The sequence below is a fragment of the Frankia torreyi genome (assembly GCF_000948395.1).
Classification (GTDB): domain Bacteria; phylum Actinomycetota; class Actinomycetes; order Frankiales; family Frankiaceae; genus Frankia; species Frankia torreyi.
The window spans coordinates 113,257-135,770 of record NZ_JYFN01000014.1; the positions used below are offsets into that span (position 1 = coordinate 113,257).

Genomic DNA, 22,514 nt, shown 5'->3' on the forward strand with positions numbered 1-22,514 from the left:
GCTCAGCTAAGTGGGCCGGTTCAGATGAATCCATGGATGCTCGCTCCTCGGTTCCGGAGCACTCCCTCGGTGAGCTCCGGCACGACTGTCAGGGATTCAGGCTTTCCGGTTCGGGGAGGGTGGCCGCGGTCCGCGCCGGTGCCACCACGGAACCGTCGTCCGGGGCGTCCTGGGAATTCGGTCGGACGCCCCGTTTCTCGACCGTCACGTCGCCGGTGACGGTGAGCCGGCAGGCCAGCCTGGTGTCGCGGCTGGACCGCCTGCCGTGTCGGCTGGCGAGCTGGCGCAGTACACCCTGCTCGACGGAATCCGGCGGGACGAGGTTCTGGTGGCCGTCGATGACCCGCAGCGCGCAGGCGGTGCACCGGGCCTGGCCGTAGCAGATCGTCGGCCAGGTCAGGTCCGTGCGCAGCGCGGCGGCGAAGACGGTCTCCCCCACCCCGACCTGCAGGTCGATCCCGGCGGGCTCGACCCGGACCCGCGACGGGCGACGCGTCATCGGGACAGGTATTCGTCGATCACCCGATGGCTGTTCACGATCATCGACTCGTACCGGCCGGAGAGGACCAGGTCGCGCATACCCTGGGTGTGCACGCCCTTCTGCTGGGCCGAGATGTTCTGGAAGTCCTCCTTGAAGATCTGCGGCCAGTCCTCGATCGCGATCGGGCCTTCGAGAACCGGCGGGTCGGGCTCGTCGTCGCCGTCGGCGGGAATCTGGACCGCCCACACCTCGAACAGGCAGGACTCGGGATCGTCCCCGTTCGGCCGCACCCGGTAGATGATGGAGTTCCCGTACGCGGGGAGCACCGTCATGTTCGGGAAGATGTGCGCGTAGCCGGTGGTGTCGGTGGCCGGCGGCGGGAGCGGGATGCCGGCGCCGGCGGCATACTCGTAGAGCGCCCCGAAGAAGGCCATGGGGTACTCGTCCGGGTCGATGTCGCGTTTCGCCAGGCTCTGCTGGAGAAACATCTCCCGATCGGTCGCGTACGCGTCGGTCCCGACGTACAGCGCATTGTTGAACTGGGTGAAGTAGTCGGCCACGGACATGCCGGGGACGGGCACCGAACCGTCACTGGGCCGCAGGTGCGCATGCCCGCCGGCGAAGCACTCGAAGTTGCCGCCGAGCACGTCGATGTCGTAGTCGTCGTCCGCCGCGCCCATGCTCAGCGACGGATGCGCCTGCATGATGTGGTAGGCCTCCATGAAGGCCTCCTGCGCCATCTTCCAGTTCGCCGGAAGAACGAGGTGGCGCCACCAGCGGACCCGCATCCGTTCGAACCCGATCGGGGCCAGGGTCGACGCGATTCCGGCCATCGCCGTGGCCAGCGGAGGGGCCGCGGGATCCATGTTGATGAAGACCAGCCCGAACATGGTCCCGACCTGGCACTCGCGCAGGCGCAGGGAGTCGGGGGCGAGGCAGTCCGGCGCGAAACCGCGTCGCGCGTAGACGTAGGAGCTCGACCCGTCCAGATTCCACCGCCAGCCGTGGTAGGGGCACACGATCTGGCCACCGTGGAACGTGCCGGTGCCGTTTCCCAGCGCGGTCGCCCGGTGCCGGCAGGCGTTGAAGTACGCCTTCACGGTGTCGGCGCTCTCCCGCACGATGAGGATGGACTGGTCGTTGATGCGGTATTCGGTGAAGTCACCGGGGCGTAATATCTCGTCGAGTCGGCAGGCGAACTGCCAGGCGTGCGGCCACAGCTTCTCCTTCTCCCGCCGAGCGAATTCCCGGTCGAAGTACCGCTCGACCGGTACGCGTGAGGGATCGGTGATCGCGTGGGGGAAGGCCGGCGCCGCCCGCCCGGGAGCCTCCGGTTCGGCGTGGATGGTCAACTCATCTCCTCCTTCGAGGGCGCGCCCGCTGCGGTGCGCGTCCGGTCCCCCGGCGCGCCACATCCGGCGACATCGTTCGGCAACTGCGAGGAAGTAAATGAACAGTTACTTACTTTAAGATGTGACGCAGCTCATGTCAACGGTCGAACGGCGATGGATCGGCAGGAATCGGCCACGTCGGCGGCGCGACCCGCCCGACACCCGCGGCGCGGAACTCGCGGCGCGGAACTCGCGGCGCGGAACTCGCGGCGCGGAACTCGCGGCGCGGAACTCGCGGCGCGGAACTCGCGGCGCGGAACTCGCGACAGGCTCGCGGGCCCGGCGCAGGTGCTGATGCGGCACCGCGTGGAGGCCGACGCGAAGCCGCGCGGGTACCGACGCGGGGCGCCGGCCGGTGCCGATGCGGGACGCGGGCCGGTGCCGATGCGGGGCGCGGGCGGGTTCGCGCTGGGCGAGCGGGTCCCCGCCGGGTGGGGGCGGGCTCAGGAGCCGACCGGGAACCCCTGGGCGAGCAGCGACTCGGTCAGTCGGATGGCCGCCCGATGCCGGTCGGCCGTGGCGGTCACCGACAGATGAGTCAACCCCCAGCTCACCGAGGTGAGCAGGTCGACCATGGCCTGGACGGAGGTGCCGCCGGGCAGCTCACCGACCTCGACCGCCTCGACGACCAGCCGGCGGTAGAGCGTCTCCTCGGTGTGGCGGCGGTATCCCACCGCGGCCGCGAACTCCGGGGAATGGGTCGACTCGAACAGCAGGCTCGCCTCGAAACGGGTCATCGCGGGGTGATCCGCCATGCATGCGAGGGCCTCCTCCAGCAACGCGACCAGCCGGGCCCGGAAGCCCTCGACGGAGAAGGCCGCCGCCTCCAGCCGCCCCACCACGTCCGCGAAGACGTCGTCGAGTGCCTGGAGGACCAGGTCCGCCTTGGACGGGAAGTACCGGTAGATCGCCGCGCTCGTCAGATCCGCCTGCTCGGCGATGGACTTCATCGTCGCCCTCGAATACCCCACCTCGGCCACATGCGTCATCGCCGCGAGCAGAATGCGCCGCCGGGTGCGCTCGGCGTCGGCGTTCACCGGGCGGCCGAGGCGGGCCGACGACTTCATCCGACGCTCCTCCAGGTCGGCCCGCCGGGCCGAGGTCGCCACCGCCCGGTGTGGTGCGGGCCAACCCCGAGTATCCCCGGCGTGCACCGGCCCGCGTTCGCGCCTCGGGACGTGGGACGTGGGACGTCGCTCACCGCACAGACCGTCCGCGACTTCTACGAGGACCTCGACGCATCCAGCCGGATGTGATCCCTCCCCAGGGGTCGATCGTGGCCGGAGCAGCGGATGCGAAAAGTGATCGCTTGTATACGATGCGTTAATGACATTGGATGCGCACCAAGCAGCCCCTGGCCGGACGGGAGACGAAGCGATCATCGGAGCAGGCGACGCACGCGCAGAGAAGGCACGACGACGTCCGGCGCCGATGGGGTTCGACCTCGGCCTGTTCCTGCTGCGCCTGACCGTCGGCGTCACCATGGCCGGCCACGGCACCCAGAAGCTGTTCGGCTGGTTCGGCGGCGGCGGCCTCGACAGCACTGCGGCGTTCTTCACCAGCGCCGGTTACCCGTCGGGCCGGGCCTTCGCCGTCGTCGCCGGGCTCACCGAGACCCTCGGCGGAATCGGCCTGGCCCTCGGCCTGCTCACCCCGCTCGCCGCCGCCGCGCTCCTCGGCACGCTCATCAACGCCATGGCGACCCGCTGGGGCGGCGGCTTCTTCGTACCGGACGGCATCGAGTACGAGATCCTGATCGCCATGGCCGCCCTGTCCCTCGCCCTGACCGGCCCGGGTCGCCTCTCGGTCGACGCCCGGTTGCCCGTCCTGCGCGACAACCGCCTCGACGTCGCCGTCGGCGCCGTCGCCTTGGGCGGCGTGACCGCAGCCGTCGTACTGCTCATCCGCGGCTGAGCGGGTCGGCGACCGTCGGGGTTTCGCCCGGGGCTGACCGGGGATCGTCGACTGTGACGTCCCGGCGGCGGCACCGCGCGGACAACCGCCGGATGAGGGCCGGATGAGGGGCGCGTACCGGGCATCCGCGACAGCCACGGGTTGGGCGTGGGTCGTGGCGGCCGGCCGGCAAGGCGATGCGGACCGCAGACCGGCCGGCCGTCCCCGCGCGGACGACCGCCCTCCCCCGAAGCCGACCGTCCTCGCCATTTTCACATCCCGATCATGTACCGCCCCGCAGACACACTCCCATTCCCGGATGCGCAACGGCGACTCTGCTCGGAAGAATACTCTTGCATCATCACACCGCGTCCCACGTTTCTTGGTTGATCGCAGGCCGGGGTGACAGATGCTTGTCGCGGGACCTTTCGTTTGTTCCACGCGTTTATCCGTTTGTGGATGTCGGCTTCGAGTTCGACGACACGGCGATGGGTGGAACGGCGCAGCTTGCGGGTGGTCAGTTCAGCGAACCAGCGCTCGACGAGGTTCATCCACGACGCCGAGGTCGGGGCGAGGCGCAGGTGGAGCCGCGGGTAGCGCAGCAGCCAGTTCTTCACTGCCGGGGTCTTGCGGGTGGCGTAGTTGTCCAAGATCAGGCGCAGGTCGTAGCCGACCGGGACCGAGGAGTCGATCAGCTTGAGGAAACGCAGGACCTCCGGGTGGCGGTGCCGCCGGTAGGTCTGGGCGATCACTGACCCCGACACCGGATCGAGGGCGGTCAACAGGCTGGTCGTGCCGCGCCGAACGTAGCCATGGGTCATCCGCGCCAGCGTGCCCGGCATCATCGGCAGCACCGGTGCGGGCGGGGCGGGCGGGTCGGCGGCCACCGCACGGACCGACGGTTCCGGAGTCGCCCGTCTTGCCTCGCTCGCCGGTGTCCGCTAACGTACAACTCAATGGTTGTAGATCAGGGCCCCGTCGAGCACGCCGATCGCCTCTTCCATGCCCTGGCCGACGCGACGAGGCGCGAGATCGTGGCGCTCACCCTGACCGGTGAGCATTCGGTCTCCGAGCTCGCCCGGCGGTTCCCGATGAGCTTCGCGGCCGTTCAGAAGCACGTGGCGGTACTGGAGGGCGCCGGGCTGGTCACGAAGCGACGGCAGGGTCGGGAGCAGCGCGTGCGGGGCAACGCGGACGCACTGCGCGAGGTTCATCGGCTGCTGGACGAGCTCGCGGCTCTGTGGCGGGGACGCATCGACCGGATGGCCGCGATCCTCGCCGAACCCGACCCGTTCGACAGCGACCCATCCGATAGCGACATGGCAGGCAGCGACAGGGCAGGCAGCGACACAGCCAGCAGCGACACGGCAGACGGCAGGCCAGCAGACAACGAACGAGCAGACGGCGAGGAGCGACGCGCATGACCGTGATCGACGTGAAGAAGGATCCTGAGGCCCTCAGTCTCGCCATCAGCTCCAGGTTCGAGGCGCCGCCGCAGCGAGTGTGGCGGATCTGGGCCGACCCGCGCCAGCTCGAGCGGTGGTGGGGGCCGCCGACGTACCCGGCGACCGTCGTCGACCACGACCTGGCTCCCGGCGGCTCGGTCACGTACTTCATGACCGGGCCGGAGGGAGACAAGCATTATGGCTGGTGGCGCGTCCGGACGGTCGACGTCCCGCACCGGCTGGAGTTCGAGGACGGCTTCGCCGACGACTCGGGCCGCCCCAACCTCGACCTGCCCACCACGATCGTTCGCGTCCAGCTCACCGCGGACGGCGAGTCGGCGACCGTGATGACGATCGAGAGCACCTTCCCCTCGTCCGAGGCGATGGAGCAGATGGTGTCCATGGGCATGGTCGAGGGCATGTCCGAGGCCCTGGGACAGATCGAGGCCCTGCTGGCCGGAGCCCCGGCCTGACCGCGTGCCCTGACCGCGTGCCCTGACCGCGTGCCCTGACCGCGTGCCCTGCGCGCGGCCGTAGCCTCGCCGGCGACGACGAGGCTCCCGGGCGTCGGGCCCGGCCCGCCTGCCGAGATCACCCTCCGGCACGTCCCGCCGGCATGGACGATCAGCCGCCGACCGACGCCTTGGGCCTGGCTTCAGCGTCGGAGGTCTGTTCGGACTCGCCGCCGGTGTCCTCGTCCGAGGGCCCGGGTGTCGCGCCCGCGGGCCGCCCGGCGTCGCCGCGGCCCGAGTCGGCCGCGTCGTCGGCGTCCCGCGTGCCCTCGGACTCCTCCGCGCCCTGTTCTCCTTCGTCGGGCTGTTGGACGACCTCGCCGTCGCGGATCACACCCCGCCACGAACCGCTCGCCTCACCCTGCATCGTGATGTAGCGGCGGAAATGCTTGAGATCGAGCCGGGCCCGTCGACCACCGGCCCGCCAGATATTACCGATCTTCTCCATGAGTCCGGACGGATAGTATTCCATGGCCAGCAGCACCCGGGTCAGGTCGTCGGCAAGCGGGTGGAACGTGACGGCTCCCTTGGTGGAGCCCTTCGGGCCCTCTGAGGTCCACACGATCCGCCGGTCCGGTATCTGCTCCTGGACCTTGGCCGCCCAGGTCCGGCGGGATTTGAAGACCTTGACCCGCCAGTTCTGCTCGGTCTCGCTCTTCGCGTCCACCGCCTCGACACCCTTCATGAAGCGGGAGAACTGCGGGTACTGCGTCCACTGGTCATACGCCACGGAGACCGGCACCCCGACGTCGATCGTCTCCTCGATGTTCGTGGCCTTCGGCGGCCCACCCTTTCCACCGGACCCCTTGCCACCGAGATGCAGCACCGACGTGACCTTGTCCTTCGCCGCCGAGGCCGCCGTCGCGAACGCGGCCCGCAGCGGCGACTTCCCACTGGCCAGCTGCTGGGAACCAGCCTTGAGCGCGGAGACCGCACCACCCTGGTCGGCGAGCACGTTCAGCTTTTCCGTACTCGACGTGAGCCGCTCCGTCGTCTTCCCGACCAGCTGGGCACCCCGCGCCTTCGCCAGGTTCTTCGCCTGGTCGACCAGGTTCTTCGTCGCCGGGTTCTCGCGCAGGGCGCCGATGATGCCCGTCTGCTTCGCAGTCGTCTGCGTCATGTCCCCTCCTCGTCGATCTGCCGTCACTCGGCTTCCGCCATGAGAGGGCGACGACGAGCGCCGCGATCGGGTGCGGGGGCACGGCCGGCGGGGCGGCGGCCCTCATCACCGTCGTCGGGCCCCTGTTCCTCGGTCTCCGCCTCCTCCTGCTCCGCTTCCGCCGGCCCCTGGTCGGATTCCTCGGTCTGATCGCCGGGGCCGCTGTCCGCCTGATCACTGGTGGTCCCGTCCGCCTGATCGCCGGGGCCGCCGTCCGTCTCCTGTCCCGCGGGTGCCTGCTCGTCGGTCTTTCCGCCGGCGCCGGGCACTGTCTTCAGGACGTCGCTCACGGCTCCGGCCGCCGCCTTCGCGGTGGTGCCGCCCTTCTCCGTGAGGGTCTCCGTGAACTGCTGGGTACGTTGTTGCAGGTTCTCGGTGAGACGCTCGACCTGGGCCTCGTACACCGACAGGGCGGCGCGCCGGCTGGCCTCCACGACCGGCCCGCGCACCTGGGCGAGCAGCTGCTCGCCCTGGGGGGACTTCAGCAGCTTCACGGCCTGATCCCGCAGGACATCCTTGGGATCGTGATTGCGTCCGGTGAGCCAGAGCGCCACGCCGATGGCCGCCTTCGCCTTCTTGGTCCGGCCGAGGACGTAGCCACCGACGAGCGCCGCGGCGATCTTCGCATTGCTCACGGTTGGTCATCTCCCTTGCGTTCGTCCCCCTCCGGTCCCCAGCCCCAGCGGCCGGTGCCCGCAAACGAGTCGGCGGGTCCTGCCGCTGAAGCCCGGGTGATGGTGGGGATTTCTATGAAATCGATGGCGGGCAACGGCCCGACGTACTCGATCGAGAGCTCCGGTCGGGCCCGACGCAGCCGCGCGACCGCGGCGTCGAAGGTCTCGATGTCGTCGGCGGCCAGCAGAAAGGCCCAGCTGAGCACGGGATCCTCCGCCCCGCCGTGTCGCCGTCTCGGCCGATCGGAGCGGGCCAGCGGCTGCAGCTCACTGAGGATCTCGTCGGCCTGCCGCTGCCGCCGCTGCACGACCAGCTCGGCGATCTCCTGCCCGAACCTGATCCGCTCGTCCAGATCGTCCGGTGGCGGATACGCGGCCGCCGGCGACCCGGGGAGCACCGCCTGCAACGCGGACTGCTCGTCCTCGTCCACGTCAAGACGCAGTTCCACGAGACCATCGACGGCGTCGAGCCGCTCCGGCATCACCTCGACCAGCGGCGCGAGGACCTCCTCGCGCACGGCATCCTCGTCGGGAGCGACCGTGCCGAACCGCAGGGGCAGCACGGGGCCTCGCGCCAGCAGCCGCTGCAGGATGTCCAGATGGTGCACCGCCTCCTGGTCGCCGAGGACCCCGACGTCGGCGGTGCAGCTCACCGCGGCCGACAACGGCCCGAACCGCACCAGATGCACCGGTTCCGGGGGGTGTCCAAGGCCGGGCGGGGCGGGTTCGGGAGCCGGATGCCCCGCTCGCGTGACGCCATACACGATGACGGGCATGGCCCTCACTCCTTCTTGCCGCCGCGGCGCTCTGCCGGGGCCTCGCGACCTGCCGGCAGGTCCCGCCCGCGACGTTCCTCGGCGGGCGCGCCGCGCAGAGCGTCGACCACGTCCTCGGCCGTGTCCTTGAGTCCAGCGAGTGCTCCGCTCGTCTTGTGCCGAGCGGTGCCCTCGGTGACCTCGTGCATGAGCCCGGGAAGTCCGGCGACCTGCTCCCTGGGCTGCAGATCGAGCCGGTTCACCGCTTCCGCGAACCGCAGGTAGGTATCGACGCTGGCGATGACGATCCGCGCGTCGATCGTGAGGATCTCGATTCCCACCAGCGCGACGCGAACGTAGGCGTCGATGACGATCCCCTTGTCGAGAACCACGTCGAGGACGTCGGCAAGACTGCTCGGCTGGGGAGCTCGATTGATCGGACGACTGGCAACGGTCATGGCGCTGACCTCGCCTTCTGACAGGATTGCTGGTCGGCGCAGGATCGGGCGGAGCGCCGCGTGGGTGCCATCGGCCCGCGGTCCGGGACCGCCTCGGAGCCGGTCTCGACGAGGCGACGCGCCCGGGCGACGGCGTCGTCGGCCTCCCGCTGGGTGACACCGAGCGAGGTGCGGACCCGCTCGAGGCTGTGCCGGATCTCGATCAGTGCCTGGCCCAGGTCGTCGAGCTGCTGCACCGTCAGCTCGCCGCCGTCCATCCGGCGGATCGCCTGGCGTTCCAGGACCTCGCGCAGCAGTTCGAGGACGACCACGACGAGCTGTCCCAGACCTCGACCGACCTGGTCCGGGTCGGCGTTGAGGCGCAACGGGCGACCGGCACCGCCGGAACCACTCATTCCGCCACCTCCCCAGCACCCTCCACGGCCGTCTGGATGCCGACGAGGAGCAGCCGCAGATCGAGCCGGATCAGGTCGACCCCGGCCAGGGCGATCACGACGTCTCCACTGATCACGACACCGCGATCCACGAGCCGGTCCAACAGGTCTGCGAGCGGCTGGGCCGCAGAGCAGGGCGTGCCGGCGGTGGCCGGGGTGCGGGGTCGGACCAGACCGGCGACACCGGCCCGGCCCCGGGGAACGGGCCCGCCGCCCGGCTCGCACCTCCGACCCGACTCAGCCATCCCCATCACCACCATCCCCACCACCGCCGCCATCCGCACCACCGCCGAGGGTGACGTGCACGAAGGAGTACGGCGGCCAGGGCCCCGTGATCTCGGCGTCGAGACCGGCCTGCGTCAGTCGCCGCACCAGCGTCCGCGCCGCCGCGAGGAACTCCTCGTCGGCCGAGCGCGGCACGAGGTACGCGCAGTCGAGCATCCGCCCGACCCGGCCGCCCCGGCGTCGCGCGGTGTCCCGGGCGAAGGCGGTCAGTTCCTCGTCCGCCTGTTCGATCAGCGTGCCGAGTTCTTCCCGGCGTGCCTCCTGCGCCCGGATCTCCCGGCGCCGGGCCGTAAGATAGGCCGTCCCCGATCCCGGCGCGAGTCCCGCCACCTCCACCGGAAGATCGATGGGCTGGTCGAGAGGCGCCGCGTCGGCCACCGGCTGAGGCGCGTCGACCCGTAGGCCCCATTCCCTCGTGTCCTGAACCTGGGCCAGCGTGCGGGAAAGCGTCTGCTCCGGATCATCGAGCACCGCGTAGGCGTGCTCCGCGTCCGGCAGGACCGTGCCGAAACGCAGCGGGAGCACCCCACCGCGTTCCGCCAACGCCCGCAGCACCTGATCGTGCCGGCGGGCAAGGTCCGCAAGCCGTCCCGTCTCCGAGACGTCCTCCTCAAGGTCACGCAGCAGGGCGAGCTCGATGTCGGAGACCACCAGGGCCACCGGCGGGCGAACCACGGCGCGCACCTCGGTCCCGGCCACCAGACCTTCGAGATCGGACACGTGCCGGCTCTGCTCCGGGACGATCCCGTAGGCGTACAGCCCGTGGTCTACGTCGACGCCGCAACCGCGCCCGCGAGACCCGCCCGTGGATGCGGCCGCAGTCCCCTCACCGCCCGGGACCGCGAGGTCTCCTGACACGCGGTCGTCTGACACGCGGTCGTCTGACACGCGGTCGTCTGACACGCGGTCGTCTGACACGCGGTCGTCGGTGGGGACCTCGGCCTCCCGCACGAGCCCGCGCTCACCCGGCAGCCCCTCGTCGGGCTTCGGCGGCGCCTCGCCCGGCAGCCCTTCGCCCCACAGCCCTTCCGCGAGGGCCGTCCACCCCTGCGCGAGTCCCGGCACCCCCGCGTCGAACACGACCCGCGTGATCTCCTGCGCCAGGCGCTGCGCGACCTGGCGCCGGGCCACACTGCGCGCCTCGGAGACGGCTTCCTCGAGCACGCCGGGTGCGAGCTGTCGGGCAAGGGCGGCGAGGCTGTCAGCGTCGCTCGCCGCGGGCATGGCGGCTCTCCCCCCTCGTCGCGTCCGGCGCTCCTGCGCTCACCGCTCCTCCGCTTGCCACGGAATCGGCCCAGGGCAGATACGGCCGTCGAGAGGCGGCGGCGACCGGGGCAGAGGCCGCCCATCGCCGCTCGTCGACCATCCTCGCCGGCGCCTCGACCGCGGCCCGGTCCGGCAGACCCCGCCCGACCTCGGTCGCAGGCATACGGCCGGCGGCCTCCAGGGCCGCCAGCCGGCTGCGCAGCTCCTCGTTCTCCTCCCGCAACGAGCGTGCCTTGGAGTTGAAGAAGGGATCGGCCGTCCACCAGTCCAGACCCATCTCGCGGGCCGTGTCCGCCGAGGCGATGAACAGTCGCAGCTTCAGGGTGAGCAGCTCGACGTCCAGCACACTGACGACCACGTCACCGACGATCACGATGCCCTTGTCGAGCACCCGTTCCAGCACATCCGCGAGGGAGTCGGAACGTGGCCCACTCCACGCCCGTGCCCGAGACGGCCCGGTGGCGAGGCTTCGATCGACGGTCATCAGCGGTCCTGGCACGGTCAAGGGAACTTAGTCGGTAGCACCCCGAACGAATCGTCGTAGGCGCTCATAACCCACGAGCGCGCCGCGAGCATCCACATCGAGCCGATACGTAGCCAGCACGCTCGTCGTGGACGGTATGCGATCCAGTTCCACGACATCCGCCAGGATCGACCAACCGTCGTCCGTCCTCCGCACCCCCGAAATTCGCTCTGGAGTATGACCGAGAATGGACTCGAACTCGGCGAGCGCGTCGGGCAGCACCGTCGCCAACTCGCCACGTATCGCGTGATCCGGACTTCGGCGCCGTGGTGGGTCGTCGTCCGGGTGCATGGCGCGAAAACCCCCCGTCGAAGGCCCGTCTCCGGGCCAGGGGATCGGAATCACACCGAGAAAACATCGACAACGCGCATCTGCCCAGGAACGCTCGCTCCAAACACGGCTCCCCGGGCGGAAGAACCGGCGGAGACATTTCCTGGCAGGACAGGAGAAGTGCCGCTATAGCGGAGAAGGTGACCACCGCCGCCGACCCGGGGAACCGACCCGCGGCGGGGCCGGCCGGCCTGCGGGCCGACCGGGCTCAGTGCATCTCCAGCGGCACCGGCTCGGGCGGCGGCGGGAACGCACGGTCGAGGTCGGCGAGCTCGTCGGGGGCCAGCCGCAGGTCGAGAGCCTCCCGGTCCTCGCGGACGTGGCGGGGATCGTGGGAGCGCGGGATCGCGACCACGCCTTCCTGCGCCAGCACCCAGGCGAGCGCGGCCTGGGCCGGTGTCACGCCATGGCTGGTCGCGATCCCGGTGAGCGCCGGCTCGTGGGCCAGGCGGCCGAGCTCGAGCGGGGAATACGCCATGATCGGGATTCCCCGTTCGCGGCACCACGGAAGCAGGTCGAGCTCCGTGCCCCGGCGGTTCAGGTTGTACAGCACCTGGTCGGTCTGCACGGCCTCGCCGCCCGGCAGCTCCACGAGCTCCGCCATGTCCTCCACATCGAGGTTGCTGACCCCCCAGCGCCGGATCCTGCCGGCCTCCACCAGCTCGGCGAACGCCTCCAGCGTCTCGGCCAGCGGGACCGGCCCCCGCCAGTGCAGGAGGTAGAGGTCGACAACATCGGTGCGCAGCCGGGCGAGGCTGGCCTCGCAGGCGGCGATCGTCCCGCGCGCCGTGGCGTGCTGCGGGAGCACCTTGCTCACCAGGAACACGCCTTCGCGGCGGCCGTCGATCGCCTCGCCGACGAGCTCCTCCGCCGCCCCGTCGGCGTACATCTCCGCGGTGTCGATCAGGGACATCCCGAGATCCAACCCGGTCCGGATCGCCTCGATCTCCTGATCGCGCAGGCGGGGATCCTCGGCGAAACGCCAGGTTCCCAGGCCCAAGGCGGGGATCGGTTCGCCGGACGGAAGCTTGACGGTGCGCAGGGCGGCGGTCGGCATGCAGACCTCCCGGACCGGGTGCGCTCCGACGGTCCCCGCCTGCCGGAGACCGTCCGGTCGCGGACCCTCCCGTACCTCTCACGGTAGGGCCCTGCGGCCAGTGCGCCACCGGCGCCACCGGCGTCGGCGGCGCGGGACCGTCGGCTGACGCGGTCGAGTCCGCGGCGGCTGCTGTCAGGCGCGGAAGTCCGCCGGGCGGTCCGGGGAGGCGGCAGCCAGGGCCTTGACGGTGCCGGCGGCGTCGAGGTCCGCGCCGTAGACCGGGGTGCCGGGCTGCTGACGCCAGGACTCCGCCAGCGTGCCGCCGTCGACCGGGTCGAAGCCCAGCTCGTCGACCAGCGCGAACACCAGCTCCTTGCCGGGGCCGTCCGCGCCCGCGATCGGCAGCGCGATGCGGCCCTCGGCGCCCTTCGGCCGGCCACGCTCCAGCAGGTGCTTCCAGAAGATCCCGTTGAACACCTTGATCACCGGCGCGCCGATCTGCTCGGCGACCCAGACGCTCTCCGTGGTGCCGGCCTCGATCGCGTCAAGGCGGCCGTCGCGCTGCTGGGGGTAGTAGTTGTTCGTCTCGATCACCGGCGCCCCCGGCTTCGCCCCCTTGAGGATGCCCGCGGGCAGGTTCGGAACGTTCTTCTGCGGGATGCTGATGATGACCACGTCGGCGTCCTCGGCGGCGTCGGCCGCCCACACGGCCGTGGCCCCGCTCTGCTCCGCGAGCTCCGCCAGGGTCTGCGGGTCGCGCGAGTTGGCCACCCGCACCTCGTGGCCGAGCTCGCTCAGCCGCCGCGTCAGCGTCCCGCCGATCTGACCCGCCCCGATGATCCCGATTTTCATGGTCCGCGCTCCTCGACGACCGGGGCGAGGCACCTGCGCCTCGCCACGCGCCGTCTCCAACCTTGCCGATCGGGAAACTGTTCCGACCCCGCACTGCCGCGGCCCGCACTGCCGCGGCCCGCACTGCCGCGGCCCGCACTGCCGCGGCCCGGCCTGCCGCGGCCCGGCCTGCCGCGGCCCGGCCTCAGCCGCGGACGACGACGCGGCGCGGATGCAGCACGGCCGTGGTCCGCTCGGGGTCGAGGGCGCTGAGCCGGGCGAAGTCGGCGCCGTAGCGGTCCGTCATCCGGGCCAGGACGGACTTGTCCGGGTCGGGCACGAGCTCGACGTCGGCACGGATCTCCAGGGTGCGCCCCGGATTGGTGGGGTCGAACACGAACAGGGTCGCCACCGGGGTGCGTCGCAGGTTCGCCAGCTTCTGCCGGGTACTGATCATCGAGACCCTGACCGTCGGCCCGTCGGGGAGGAACCAGACGGCGGTCGACTGGGGCCGACCGCCCGCGCCGATCGTGGTCAGGACGCCGGTCAGCGGGTTGTCGATCAGGTCGCGGTGGGAGGCCGGGAACTCGGCCGGCTCGGGTGTGCTCACCCCTGTATGCCTACCTCCTCTGCCCGCCCTGCGCACCGGCGGGGCCGGGCACCGCCGCGCGGGCGCCCGGTCCCGTCCTACGCGACGGCTCACCATGGTGTCGGCGTGGATGCCCCGCCCTGACGCCTCCGCCGGGAGAGGACGTCACTTCTCGGGAACCTGGACGCGCCGGCCGGTGGCGGCGGACCGGGAGACCGCGTCGAGGAGCTGGTGGCGGCGCAGCGCGTGGGTGAAGTCGGGCGCCACCGTGGTGCCCTCGGCGAGATCGCGGCCGATCTGCGCGTAGGCGTGGGCGACGGCGGCGGCCGGCTGCCCGGCCAGGGCGGGGAAGGCGTCGTACGACGCCGGCGTGGTCAGCTCGGCGAGCGGCTCGCCGCCCTGGGAGCCGAGGATGGTGATCTGGCCGTAGTTGAGGCTGCCGGTCGACGAGGTCACCTGGAGATCGCCGTCGGTGCCGTTGATCTCCCACAGGAAGCTGGTGCCGCGTGGCGTCCCGCCGCGCAGGTGGATGCTCGCGACGGCCCCGCCGACGAGGGTGCCGGAGACGGCGATCTGGTCCTCGGCGGTCATCGGGACGGACGCGCCGGTCTCGGCGTTGCGGACCTGGGGCCGCCGGGTCGCGGTGGTGGCGACGACGTCGGCGAACTCCCCCAGCACGCTGGCGACGGCGTCGGCGGTGTGGCCGAACGGGATCGTCAGCATGGTGGCGCCCAGGTCTCGATCGAGCAGGTACTCACCGCCGGGGTGGATGACCGGTCCCCACACGCCGCCGTTGCCCACCAGCGTCGTCGACAGCACCTCGCCCACGTACCCGTCGGCCACGAGGTCGCGCAGGTAGCGCACCGCGGGGGCGAAGCGCCCCTGCACACCGACGAACGACCGCACGCCCGCGGCGGCCTCGACGAGCTCCCGGACCTCGTCGAGACCGGCCGCCAGCGGCCACTCGCACAGCACCGCCTTGCCCGCCGCCAGCGCGGGCAGGACCAGCTCGCGGTGGCGCGGCACCTTCACCGAGACGACGACCAGGTCGACGTCGTCGCGCCCGGCCAACTCCTCGACGCTCCCGCTGGCCGCGGGCACGCCGTGGGCCTCGGCCGCGGCGCGCGCCGACTGCGGGCTGCTGGCGGCGACCGCCCGCAGCGCGAAGCCGTCGACGGCGGCCAGCGCGGGCACGTGCGCCCCGGCCGCCCAGCCGCCGTTGGCGCTCAGGCCGACGATGCCGACGCCCACCGTGCGTTCGAGATCCGATGCCATCAGAATGTCCTCTTCTCGGTTTCTCAGTCGGGGTGCCACTCTGGCGGGCTGCCACTCAGGCGGCCTGCCGTCGGCCAGGTCGGGGTATCGCTCAGGTCGGGGTGCCGCTCAGGTCGGGGTGCGCGCCCGCCGGCGCCACGCCCGCGGCGGGCTGGAGGTCGAACATGGCGGCCAGCAGCTCGTGGGAGCGGCGCCGGTCGGCGGGGTCGGCGATGAGGTTCTGCACCATCAGCTCGTCGGCCCGGCTCTCCGCGAGCATCCGCTCCAGTGTGGCTCGGACCCCGTCGACGTCGCCGGCGACGAACTGCGGCCACCGCCCGTCGACGATCCGGGTCGGCTGCTCCTGCTCGGCGTCGGTGAGCTCCGCGGCGGCCTCATCGGCACTCGGCAGCACCGCGTCGCCCCCCTGACGCCGCAGTCGAGCGTAGAACCCCTTCGCCGAACCGACCAGCCGCCGCGCCTGCGCCTCGGTCTCGGCGACGGTGACGTTCACCGCCAGGATGGACCGCGGCTCGGCCAGCCCGAACCCCTGGGGACGGAACTGCTCGCGGTAGTGCCGCAGCGCCGCCGCCGCGCCCGCCGGGTTGATGAAGCCGGCGAAGGCGTACCCGATACCGAGTCCGGCCGCGAGGTTCGACCCGGACGGGCTCGACCCGAGCAGCCAGGTCTGCGGCACCCCGGGCACCGACGGGATCAGCGGGTTGCCGGTGAACGGATGCCCGGCCGGGAACGCCTCATACAGCCAGGCCAGCGTCTCGGCGACCTGCTGGGTGTGGTCGTCCTGCGTCGGCTGCCGGCGGTCGCGCCGCAACGCCAGGTCGATGACCGGCCCGGCGGTCGCCCGTCCCATGCCCAAGTCGACCCGGCCCGGGTACATCGCCTCGAGCTGGGCGAACATCTCGGCGACCTTGAACGGGCTGTAATGGTTCATCAGCACCGTCCCGGACCCGATCCGGATCGTCGACGTCCGCGCGCCGGCGGCCGCGATCAGCAGCTCCGGGTGGTGCGACGCGCCGGAACGGCTCAGGTGGTGCTCGGCGAACCAGACCCGGTGGAAGCCCCAGGCCTCGGCGTGCCGAGCCGTCTCGACCGCGTCGACGAGCGCCTGCCGCTCGTCCGTGCCCGGCGCGACCGTGCCCAGCTCCACGATGGACAGCCTCACCCGCGGCCTCCGAGCCCGTGGCCTCCGACGGCGTCGTCTGCGGCAATGGCGGCGATGCTCACCGCTCCACCGTAGTCGATAGTTGGTTGGTCCCAACTTGTGGTCTCGCGTCGCGCCTCTCTACCGTGGACCGATGGACCCCGCGCCCGCACCCGCGACGCCGACCGCCCTCGCCGCCCTTGAGCGGGCACTCGCGGACGTGGCGCGGATCCTCGCCGACCGCGCCACCGTCGACGACCTCGCGCGGCGGTCCGGCTTCGACCTGCCCGCCGCCTCGTGGGCGCTGTTGGAGTACCTCGACGGGCATGGCCCCATGCCCGTCTCCGCGGTCGCCGCCTGCCACGGCGTCGACGTCTCCTCGGTCACCCCGCGGATCAAGCGGCTCGAACGTGACGGCCTGATCAGCCGGCGGCGCGAGCCCCGCGACGCTCGCATCCACCTCATCCACATCACCGATCGCGGCCGGCACGCGCTCGACAGCGTCCACGCCGCCCGCCGCGACCTGCTCGATACGGCCATCGCCGAGCTGGACCCGACCCACGTCGGCATCGCCGCCGGGGTCCTCGAGCTGATCGCCGGTCGGCTCTCCACCACGCGGCGACGCATCGACGCCCAGTCCCCGGGTGGCGCGAGTCCGCATCCTCTCGGCCTCGGGCCGGAAGATGATCCGAGGGATCTTCCGCCGACGTCGGCGGAGGCCGGCCGGGCCCGGCGTCCCGGCGACAGGTCGGAGTCGATACCCACCTGACGTCGGCATCGCCGCCCCGGCCGGGCCGAGCCGAGCCCGTCAGGCCAGCAGAAGGCCCGCGGTGATGAGCAGCAGCACCGCCGTGAGGCCGTGGATGGCGTAGGCGGTGACCTTGGGCCCCTGGTGGCGCAGCACGATCAGGGCGTCGCCGATCGGGACGACGGTGATCATAAGCATGAACCAGCCGACCGCCTGTTGCGTCGAGGCGAGGATCAGGGCTATCGGGACGAGCCCCGACGCGATGTCCCGGATCCCCTTGACCGCGAAATAGGCGTCGGCCTGGCCGATGTCCGCCGGCACGGCGACACCGAAGGCGGCGGCCGCGGCCCGGGGTACGAGCAGAAAGCGTATTCCGATGAAGATGATGGTGACGCTGACGATCCACGAGAGCACATAGGCAACGGTTGTCATGGTCTACCTCGCCGATCTGGTCGCGGGAGCCGCTCCGTCGGCGGTGCTCGGCCTGTCGACGGCACTCGGCCTGTCGACGGCACTCGGCCTGTCGACGGCACTCGGCCTGTCGACGGCTGCGGGAACGGGCCGGTAGTTCCCCCGGATCCGCCGCACGTGGGCCGCGTAGAGGATCCGGCCGACCGAGAACCAGATGATGCGGGCCGGCAGCGGAAGCCCGGCGAGGAACGCCTTGCGCTCATCCGGCTGCGCGTCCTCCAACACGGCGCCCAGCAGGGTCAGGAGCGCGTCCTTCGGGGTGTTGGCGAGGAAGTGCTCGCCCTGGGCCGCCCATTCCGGCACGCTGAGATACTCGGCGGCGAGCGGCAACAGGTGCGATTCCTCGTCGTCGAGATGTTCGATCAATGCCGCCCGATGCTCGACGAGAGCCTCGACGAGGGCGTCCCGAGCCGACGGGTCCGCGCCGGCCTCCCAGGCGGCCAGGGCGATTTCCGCCCGGGCGAGGCTCGCGGCCACCTCTTCGTGCTGGGCCTCCATCCGCAGCACGACGTCGGCGCCCAGGTCCAGGCGGGCCAGCAGCAGCGGCCAGACCAGCTCGTCCTCACCGTGGTGGTGGACGCCGAGGCCCAACTGGTACCACCGGAAGTAGCCGGCGAGGACCCGCGCCCGGGCGGTGTCGCCCGCGGGAACCCGGGCCGTCAGCTCGGCCAGCAATCGCGATTCGCGGCGGAACGCCCGGTGGATGATCTTCATCTCCTGGGTGTTCGGGCGTTCCACGTCGGTGTCAGGGGCTGCGGAAGTGGTCACGGTGTTCCTCCCTCGGTCGCGGCCTTTCCGGGTCCGCGGCCTTTCCGGGTCCGCGGCCTTTCCGGTGCGCGACCCTTCTGGATCGCGTTCGGACTGTTCGGTTGAACTGGGATCAGCATCGGCGGCGACACTTGGAGCGCTCGTGGAGCTGAGTTGGAGCCGTCTCGCCGGAGGGACAGGACCGGATGGATAGGATCGGTACGCGATGGTCCGGATCCGAGTGCTCGGCCCGCTGGCGGTCGAGGTGGGTGGACGCGCCGTCGCCCTGGGCGGACCGCGACAGCGGGCAGTCCTCGCCCGGTTGGTCGTCGCCCGCGGTGAGCTCGTCTCGGTGGACCGGCTGATCGAGGACCTGTGGCGCGGCGAACCGCCGGCCAAGGCCGTGACCTCCCTGCAGTCCTACGTCTCCAATCTGCGCCGGCTGCTGGAGCCGGCCCGGCCGCCGAGGACACCCGCGACGATCCTCATCAGCGCGAACCCGGGTTACGCCCTCGCGCTCGGCCCGGAGGCAGTGGACGCCTGGCGGTTCGAGTCGCTGCTGCGCGAGGCCCGGCGGAACTCCGCCGCCGGCACCGCCTCCCGGGCGCTGCTCTCCGAGAGCCTGTCGCTGTGGCGCGGCGACGCCTTCGGTGAGGTCGCCGACGAGTCCTGGGCCACCGCGGAGATCGCCCGGTTAGCGGAACTTCGCGTCGAGGCTCGGGAGATGCTCGCCGCCGCCGAGCTACGCGACGGCAACCTGGCCGCCGCCGTGCGGCTCGCGGATGCGCTCACCCGGCGTGAACCCCTGCGGGAGGAGGGCTGGCGACTACTGGCCCTTTCCCTGTGGGGCAGCAACCGACAGGCCGACGCCCTCGACGCGTTGCGCCGCGCCCGTCGGCGGCTCGCCGAGGAACTCGGCCTGGACCCAGGACCCGAACTCGCCCGGCTGGAGGAGGCGATCCTCCGGCAGGACCGAGAGTTCCTCGACGCGACGACGCCCCCCTCGGCGTCCCCCTCGCCACCCCCCTCCGCACCCGAGCCGCCGGCGGCCACCACTGCGAGCGCCGAGCTGTTCGCCGGCCGCGAGCGGGAGCTCGCCGCGCTGGCGGACGTCGCCGCCGAGGTTGGTGCCGCCGAGGTTGGTGCCGCCCAGGTCCGGGCCGCCGACATCGATGCCGGCCGGGTGAGGATCGTCCTGGTCAGCGGCGAATCGGGAGCCGGGAAGTCCGCGCTGTTGCGGCAGGTGCGCCACCGGCTGACCACAACCGGGTGGTTGGTCGTCACCGGGCAGTGTCTCGAGGCAGAAGGAGCTCCCCCGGCCTGGGCGTGGCTGCAGGCTCTGCGCGCGCTGGCCGACACCGCTCCCCCGCCGGCCGAGCTGGCCGAGCTCCTCGAACCTCTCCTGTCGGACCAGCTGCCCGACCATCCGCCAGGCCACTACCAGCCCATGGACGCGGACCGCCGGAACCACGTCGACGCCTCGGCCGGCCGGTTCCGGCTACACCAGGCCGTCGCCGCCTGGCTGCGAGTGGTTGCCGATCGGAAGCCAGCGGGACCACTGGCGATCATCCTGGACGATCTGCACTGGGCCGACGCGGAGACCCTGGCTCTGCTCAGCGCGGTCGGTACGCAGGTGACCGACGCGCCGATCCTGCTGCTGGCGGCCTACCGGGACGGGGAGGCCGGCCCGGCTCTGAGCGAGGCGCTCGCCCGGCTGGCCACCCGTTCACCACGGCGCCTGGCGCTGGGTGGGCTGTCGCGGGCGGCGATCGCCGACGTCGTCGGCGCGCTCTGCCCGCGGCCCGTCGACGCCGACACCATGCTGGCCCTCGCCGAACGCACCGGCGGAAACCCGTTCTACGTGCGGGAGAGCGCCCGCCTGCTCGCCAGCGAGGGGGCGCTCGTCGCGCTGTCCGACGTCCCGGACGGCGTGCGTGACGTGCTCCGCCGGCGGCTCGCACGCCTGCCCGAGGCGTCGGTGGCGGTGCTGCGACTGGCCGCCGTCGCCGGCCGGGAGGCCGACGTCGAGGTGCTCATCGACGCGGCCAGCACCGACGAGGAGGGCGTGCTCGACGCCCTGGACGCCGGGCTCATCGCCGGTCTGCTCACCGAGCCCGCACCCGGTCGGGTCCGGTTCACCCACGCTCTCGTCCGGGACACCCTGAGCTCCGACCTCAGTCGGCTGCGCCGCACGCGCATGCACGCCAGGCTCGGCGCCGCCCTCGAGCGGCTGCAGCCCGACAACACCCCCGCGCTGGCCCACCACTACCTCCGGGCCGCCTCGGCGGCGACGGCTCGCCGCGCCGTCGACTACGCGGTCCGGGCCGCCCAGTCCGCCGAACGCCGCTACGCCCACGACACGGCGGCGGAGCTACTCGCGGACGCGCTCGACGGTTTCGACCGCATTCCCGCCGACGACATTCCCGCCGACGACCACGCGTCCCAGGAGAATGATCGCGACGCCGAGCGGGTGCGGCTGCTGGGCCGGTTGCTGCGGGCGCAGGTGCGGGCCGGCGCGGTGGCGGCCGCGCGCGCCACCCGGCAACGGGCCGTCGATCACGCCGAGGCGGCCGGCCGCGAGGACCTGCTGATCGCCGCCTTCACGGCCTGGACCGAACCGACCCCCTGGCAGAGCCGGCCCTACGGGACCGTGGACGCGCCCGCCGTCGCGGTGCTCACCCGCCTGCTCGAGCGGCGCGGTCTCGACCCCGCCGTGCGCTGCCGGCTGTTGGACGCGCTGACCACCGAGCTCGCCGGCGAGGACGACGCCCGGCCCCGCCGGGCCGCCGAGGAGGCGGTGGCACTGTCCGCGGCCGTGGACGATCCCGCTCTGCGCGCCCTCGCCCTCACCGCGTTGGCCCGGGTGCGCAACAACGAGTCCGACTGGCCGCAGCGGGCCCGGGTCGGCCAGGAGCTGATCGCGCTCGGCGTCGGGCACGACCTGCCCGCCTACCACTCCTTCGGCAACTTCATCCGGGCCATCGCGGCGGTCGCCGACTCCGACGTCGCCGACGTCCGGCGCTTCGTCACCGACGGGATGAACCTCGCTCGCCTATACCGGATGCCGGAGGCCGAGGGCGTCGGCGAGTACGCGCAGGCGATGCTCGCGCACATCGCCGGCGACCTCGACGACGCCGAGCGCCGGTACACCGAGGCGAGCGCCCGGATGCTCCGCCACGGGTCGATCCACGCCGCCGGCTTCCAGCTCCTGGCCCTCGCCACCCTGCGCCTGACGCAGGGCCGGATGGCCGAGTTCGCCGCATGCGCCGACGATCTGCTGGCCGCCCACGGTCCGGTCGTGACCGACCTGCTCACGCTCGCGCTGGCCCGGGACGGCCGGCTCGCCGAGGCCACGCGCATGCACGCCGGAGCCCCGGCCCTGCGACCCGACTTCCTCTTCTCGGCCCTCGGTGTCCTGCGCGCCGAGGCGGCCATCGCCGTCGCGGACCGTCCGCTCGCCCGGGCGATGTACGCCGACCTGCTACCGCTGCGCGGACAGTTACCCGGCACCCTGAGCCTGTCGCTGGCGCTGCGGCCGGTCGCCCACACCCTCGGCGCTCTCGCCGCCTTTCTCGGCCGGTCCCTCGACGCCGCCGACCACTTCCGGCACGCGCTCACGGTCGCCGAACGCTGGGGTGCCNCCCACTGGGCCGACGAGGCCCGCCACGCCCTCGCCGCCGTCCGCGCGGCCTAGGAGACCACTGAAAATCTTGCGGGTCCGGGTTCTGGTGTGGTGGTCGACGCCAGTGTTGTGATCATGCAGGGTGAGTGGGTGGGCGAGCTGATCGGGCCGGACGTGTGGGAGACCTGCCGGGAGTTGATCCCGGCGGGGAGTGTGTTCGCGTTCCTGGCCGAGCATCGGGAGGCGCTGTTCCCGGCGGAGATGTTCACCGACATGTANCCGTCGTCCAACGGACGGCCGAGCATGCCACCGCAGGTGCTGGCGGCCACCGTGGTGCTGCAGAGCCTGCACGGGTTGTCGGATTTCGAGACGGTGCAGGCGTTGCGGTGCGATCTGCGGTGGAAGGCCGCGTGTGGGCTGGGGCTGCTCGACACCGCCTTCGACC

General features: G+C 72.0%; 26 protein-coding genes and 1 pseudogene. 7 read left to right on the forward strand and 20 right to left on the reverse strand.

Annotation, left to right across the window (positions count from 1 at the left end):
• Positions 1-88: 88 nt before the first annotated feature.
• The 3 genes from FF36_RS11415 to FF36_RS11425 all read right to left on the reverse strand — a co-directional run bounded on the left by FF36_RS11415 (position 89) and on the right by FF36_RS11425 (position 2,939).
• Positions 89-499 carry a 2Fe-2S iron-sulfur cluster-binding protein gene (locus FF36_RS11415; protein WP_044884993.1) on the reverse strand — a complete coding sequence of 137 codons (411 nt, stop codon included), beginning with the start codon at positions 497-499 and terminating at the stop codon, positions 89-91.
• Positions 496-1,833: an aromatic ring-hydroxylating oxygenase subunit alpha gene (locus FF36_RS11420; protein WP_044884994.1), complete on the reverse strand. Its 1,338-nt coding sequence runs from the start codon at positions 1,831-1,833 to the stop codon at positions 496-498. The genes FF36_RS11415 and FF36_RS11420 overlap by 4 nt, the downstream gene beginning before the upstream one ends.
• A 482-nt stretch (positions 1,834-2,315) precedes the next feature.
• Entirely contained in the window at positions 2,316-2,939 is a 624-nt protein-coding gene (locus FF36_RS11425; RefSeq protein ID WP_044885038.1) for a TetR/AcrR family transcriptional regulator, read from the reverse strand.
• 364 nt (positions 2,940-3,303) lie between these two features.
• Between FF36_RS11425 and FF36_RS11430 the strand changes: the two genes are divergently transcribed.
• Positions 3,304-3,786, forward strand: coding sequence for a DoxX family protein (locus FF36_RS11430; RefSeq protein ID WP_236706225.1), 483 nt, complete (start codon positions 3,304-3,306; stop codon positions 3,784-3,786).
• Positions 3,787-4,037: 251 nt separating this feature from the next.
• Here the strand turns inward: FF36_RS11430 and FF36_RS11435 are convergent, their stop codons facing one another.
• Positions 4,038-4,652, reverse strand: coding sequence for a transposase (locus FF36_RS11435; protein WP_242418695.1), 615 nt, complete (start codon positions 4,650-4,652; stop codon positions 4,038-4,040).
• Positions 4,653-4,721: 69 nt separating this feature from the next.
• Here FF36_RS11435 and FF36_RS11440 point away from each other — a divergent pair, with 69 nt between their 5' ends.
• Together FF36_RS11440 and FF36_RS11445 are read left to right on the forward strand one after the other, a co-directional pair.
• The gene (locus FF36_RS11440; protein WP_044884995.1) at positions 4,722-5,189 is read left to right on the forward strand and encodes an ArsR/SmtB family transcription factor; all 468 of its coding nucleotides are present in this window, start codon (positions 4,722-4,724) and stop codon (positions 5,187-5,189) included.
• Complete coding sequence (locus FF36_RS11445; RefSeq protein WP_044884996.1) at positions 5,186-5,683, forward strand: SRPBCC family protein; 498 nt, start codon at positions 5,186-5,188, stop codon at positions 5,681-5,683. Before FF36_RS11440 ends, FF36_RS11445 begins: the two co-directional genes overlap by 4 nt.
• A gap of 151 nt (positions 5,684-5,834) precedes the next feature.
• Here the strand turns inward: FF36_RS11445 and FF36_RS11450 are convergent, their stop codons facing one another.
• The 14 genes from FF36_RS11450 to FF36_RS11510 all read right to left on the reverse strand — a co-directional run bounded on the left by FF36_RS11450 (position 5,835) and on the right by FF36_RS11510 (position 16,502).
• On the reverse strand, positions 5,835-6,842 hold the full coding sequence (locus FF36_RS11450) for an SRPBCC family protein (RefSeq protein ID WP_044884997.1): 1,008 nt from the start codon (positions 6,840-6,842) through the stop codon (positions 5,835-5,837).
• A 23-nt stretch (positions 6,843-6,865) separates the two neighbouring features.
• Positions 6,866-7,516, reverse strand: coding sequence for a hypothetical protein (locus FF36_RS11455; protein ID WP_044884998.1), 651 nt, complete (start codon positions 7,514-7,516; stop codon positions 6,866-6,868).
• A complete protein-coding gene (locus FF36_RS11460) occupies positions 7,513-8,331 on the reverse strand; it encodes a GvpL/GvpF family gas vesicle protein (protein ID WP_044884999.1) in 819 nt (272 codons plus the stop codon). The genes FF36_RS11455 and FF36_RS11460 overlap by 4 nt, the downstream gene beginning before the upstream one ends.
• A gap of 5 nt (positions 8,332-8,336) precedes the next feature.
• Positions 8,337-8,768, reverse strand: a complete 432-nt coding sequence (locus FF36_RS11465) for a gas vesicle structural protein GvpA (RefSeq protein ID WP_044885000.1) — start codon at positions 8,766-8,768, stop codon at positions 8,337-8,339.
• Positions 8,765-9,163 (reverse strand): gas vesicle protein GvpK, encoded by a 399-nt coding sequence (gvpK, locus tag FF36_RS11470; RefSeq protein WP_082121836.1) that lies wholly within the window; start codon positions 9,161-9,163, stop codon positions 8,765-8,767. Before gvpK ends, FF36_RS11465 begins: the two co-directional genes overlap by 4 nt.
• The gene (locus tag FF36_RS39940) at positions 9,160-9,480 is read right to left on the reverse strand and encodes a gas vesicle protein (RefSeq protein ID WP_313949820.1); all 321 of its coding nucleotides are present in this window, start codon (positions 9,478-9,480) and stop codon (positions 9,160-9,162) included. Before FF36_RS39940 ends, gvpK begins: the two co-directional genes overlap by 4 nt.
• Positions 9,440-10,711 (reverse strand): GvpL/GvpF family gas vesicle protein, encoded by a 1,272-nt coding sequence (locus tag FF36_RS11480; RefSeq protein ID WP_044885001.1) that lies wholly within the window; start codon positions 10,709-10,711, stop codon positions 9,440-9,442. The genes FF36_RS39940 and FF36_RS11480 overlap by 41 nt, the downstream gene beginning before the upstream one ends.
• On the reverse strand, positions 10,689-11,237 hold the full coding sequence (locus tag FF36_RS32025) for a gas vesicle protein (protein WP_082121837.1): 549 nt from the start codon (positions 11,235-11,237) through the stop codon (positions 10,689-10,691). Before FF36_RS32025 ends, FF36_RS11480 begins: the two co-directional genes overlap by 23 nt.
• A gap of 27 nt (positions 11,238-11,264) precedes the next feature.
• Positions 11,265-11,567, reverse strand: a complete 303-nt coding sequence (gvpO, locus tag FF36_RS32680) for a gas vesicle protein GvpO (protein ID WP_082121838.1) — start codon at positions 11,565-11,567, stop codon at positions 11,265-11,267.
• Between the two features lie 247 nt (positions 11,568-11,814).
• Positions 11,815-12,663, reverse strand: coding sequence for an aldo/keto reductase (locus FF36_RS11490; protein WP_199865373.1), 849 nt, complete (start codon positions 12,661-12,663; stop codon positions 11,815-11,817).
• A 174-nt stretch (positions 12,664-12,837) separates the two neighbouring features.
• Complete coding sequence (locus FF36_RS11495) at positions 12,838-13,530, reverse strand: NADPH-dependent F420 reductase (protein ID WP_082121843.1); 693 nt, start codon at positions 13,528-13,530, stop codon at positions 12,838-12,840.
• Positions 13,531-13,681: 151 nt separating this feature from the next.
• On the reverse strand, positions 13,682-14,086 hold the full coding sequence (locus FF36_RS11500) for a PPOX class F420-dependent oxidoreductase (RefSeq protein WP_044885003.1): 405 nt from the start codon (positions 14,084-14,086) through the stop codon (positions 13,682-13,684).
• A gap of 144 nt (positions 14,087-14,230) precedes the next feature.
• Positions 14,231-15,340, reverse strand: a complete 1,110-nt coding sequence (locus FF36_RS11505) for a Gfo/Idh/MocA family protein (protein ID WP_044885004.1) — start codon at positions 15,338-15,340, stop codon at positions 14,231-14,233.
• Between the two features lie 91 nt (positions 15,341-15,431).
• Positions 15,432-16,502, reverse strand: coding sequence for an MsnO8 family LLM class oxidoreductase (locus tag FF36_RS11510; protein WP_044885005.1), 1,071 nt, complete (start codon positions 16,500-16,502; stop codon positions 15,432-15,434).
• Positions 16,503-16,635: 133 nt separating this feature from the next.
• On the opposite strand from FF36_RS11510, the gene FF36_RS11515 reads away from it, so the two are divergent.
• A complete protein-coding gene (locus tag FF36_RS11515; RefSeq protein WP_082121839.1) occupies positions 16,636-17,250 on the forward strand; it encodes a MarR family winged helix-turn-helix transcriptional regulator in 615 nt (204 codons plus the stop codon).
• A gap of 39 nt (positions 17,251-17,289) precedes the next feature.
• Here the strand turns inward: FF36_RS11515 and FF36_RS11520 are convergent, their stop codons facing one another.
• Positions 17,290-17,661 carry a DUF4267 domain-containing protein gene (locus tag FF36_RS11520; protein WP_044885006.1) on the reverse strand — a complete coding sequence of 124 codons (372 nt, stop codon included), beginning with the start codon at positions 17,659-17,661 and terminating at the stop codon, positions 17,290-17,292.
• 3 nt (positions 17,662-17,664) lie between these two features.
• Positions 17,665-18,468: a hemerythrin domain-containing protein gene (locus FF36_RS11525; protein WP_242422440.1), complete on the reverse strand. Its 804-nt coding sequence runs from the start codon at positions 18,466-18,468 to the stop codon at positions 17,665-17,667.
• A gap of 205 nt (positions 18,469-18,673) precedes the next feature.
• Between FF36_RS11525 and FF36_RS11530 the strand changes: the two genes are divergently transcribed.
• The 3 genes and pseudogenes from FF36_RS11530 to FF36_RS36365 all read left to right on the forward strand — a co-directional run.
• Positions 18,674-22,087, forward strand: a 3,414-nt coding sequence (locus FF36_RS11530; RefSeq protein WP_242422441.1) for an ATP-binding protein, incomplete at its 3' end; no start/stop codon positions are given.
• Positions 22,088-22,204: 117 nt separating this feature from the next.
• A partial coding sequence (locus FF36_RS41445; RefSeq protein ID WP_479686781.1) for a hypothetical protein occupies positions 22,205-22,347 on the forward strand: 143 nt, incomplete at its 3' end.
• A gap of 1 nt (position 22,348) precedes the next feature.
• A pseudogene (locus FF36_RS36365) lies at positions 22,349-22,514 on the forward strand (transposase); the annotation flags it as partial.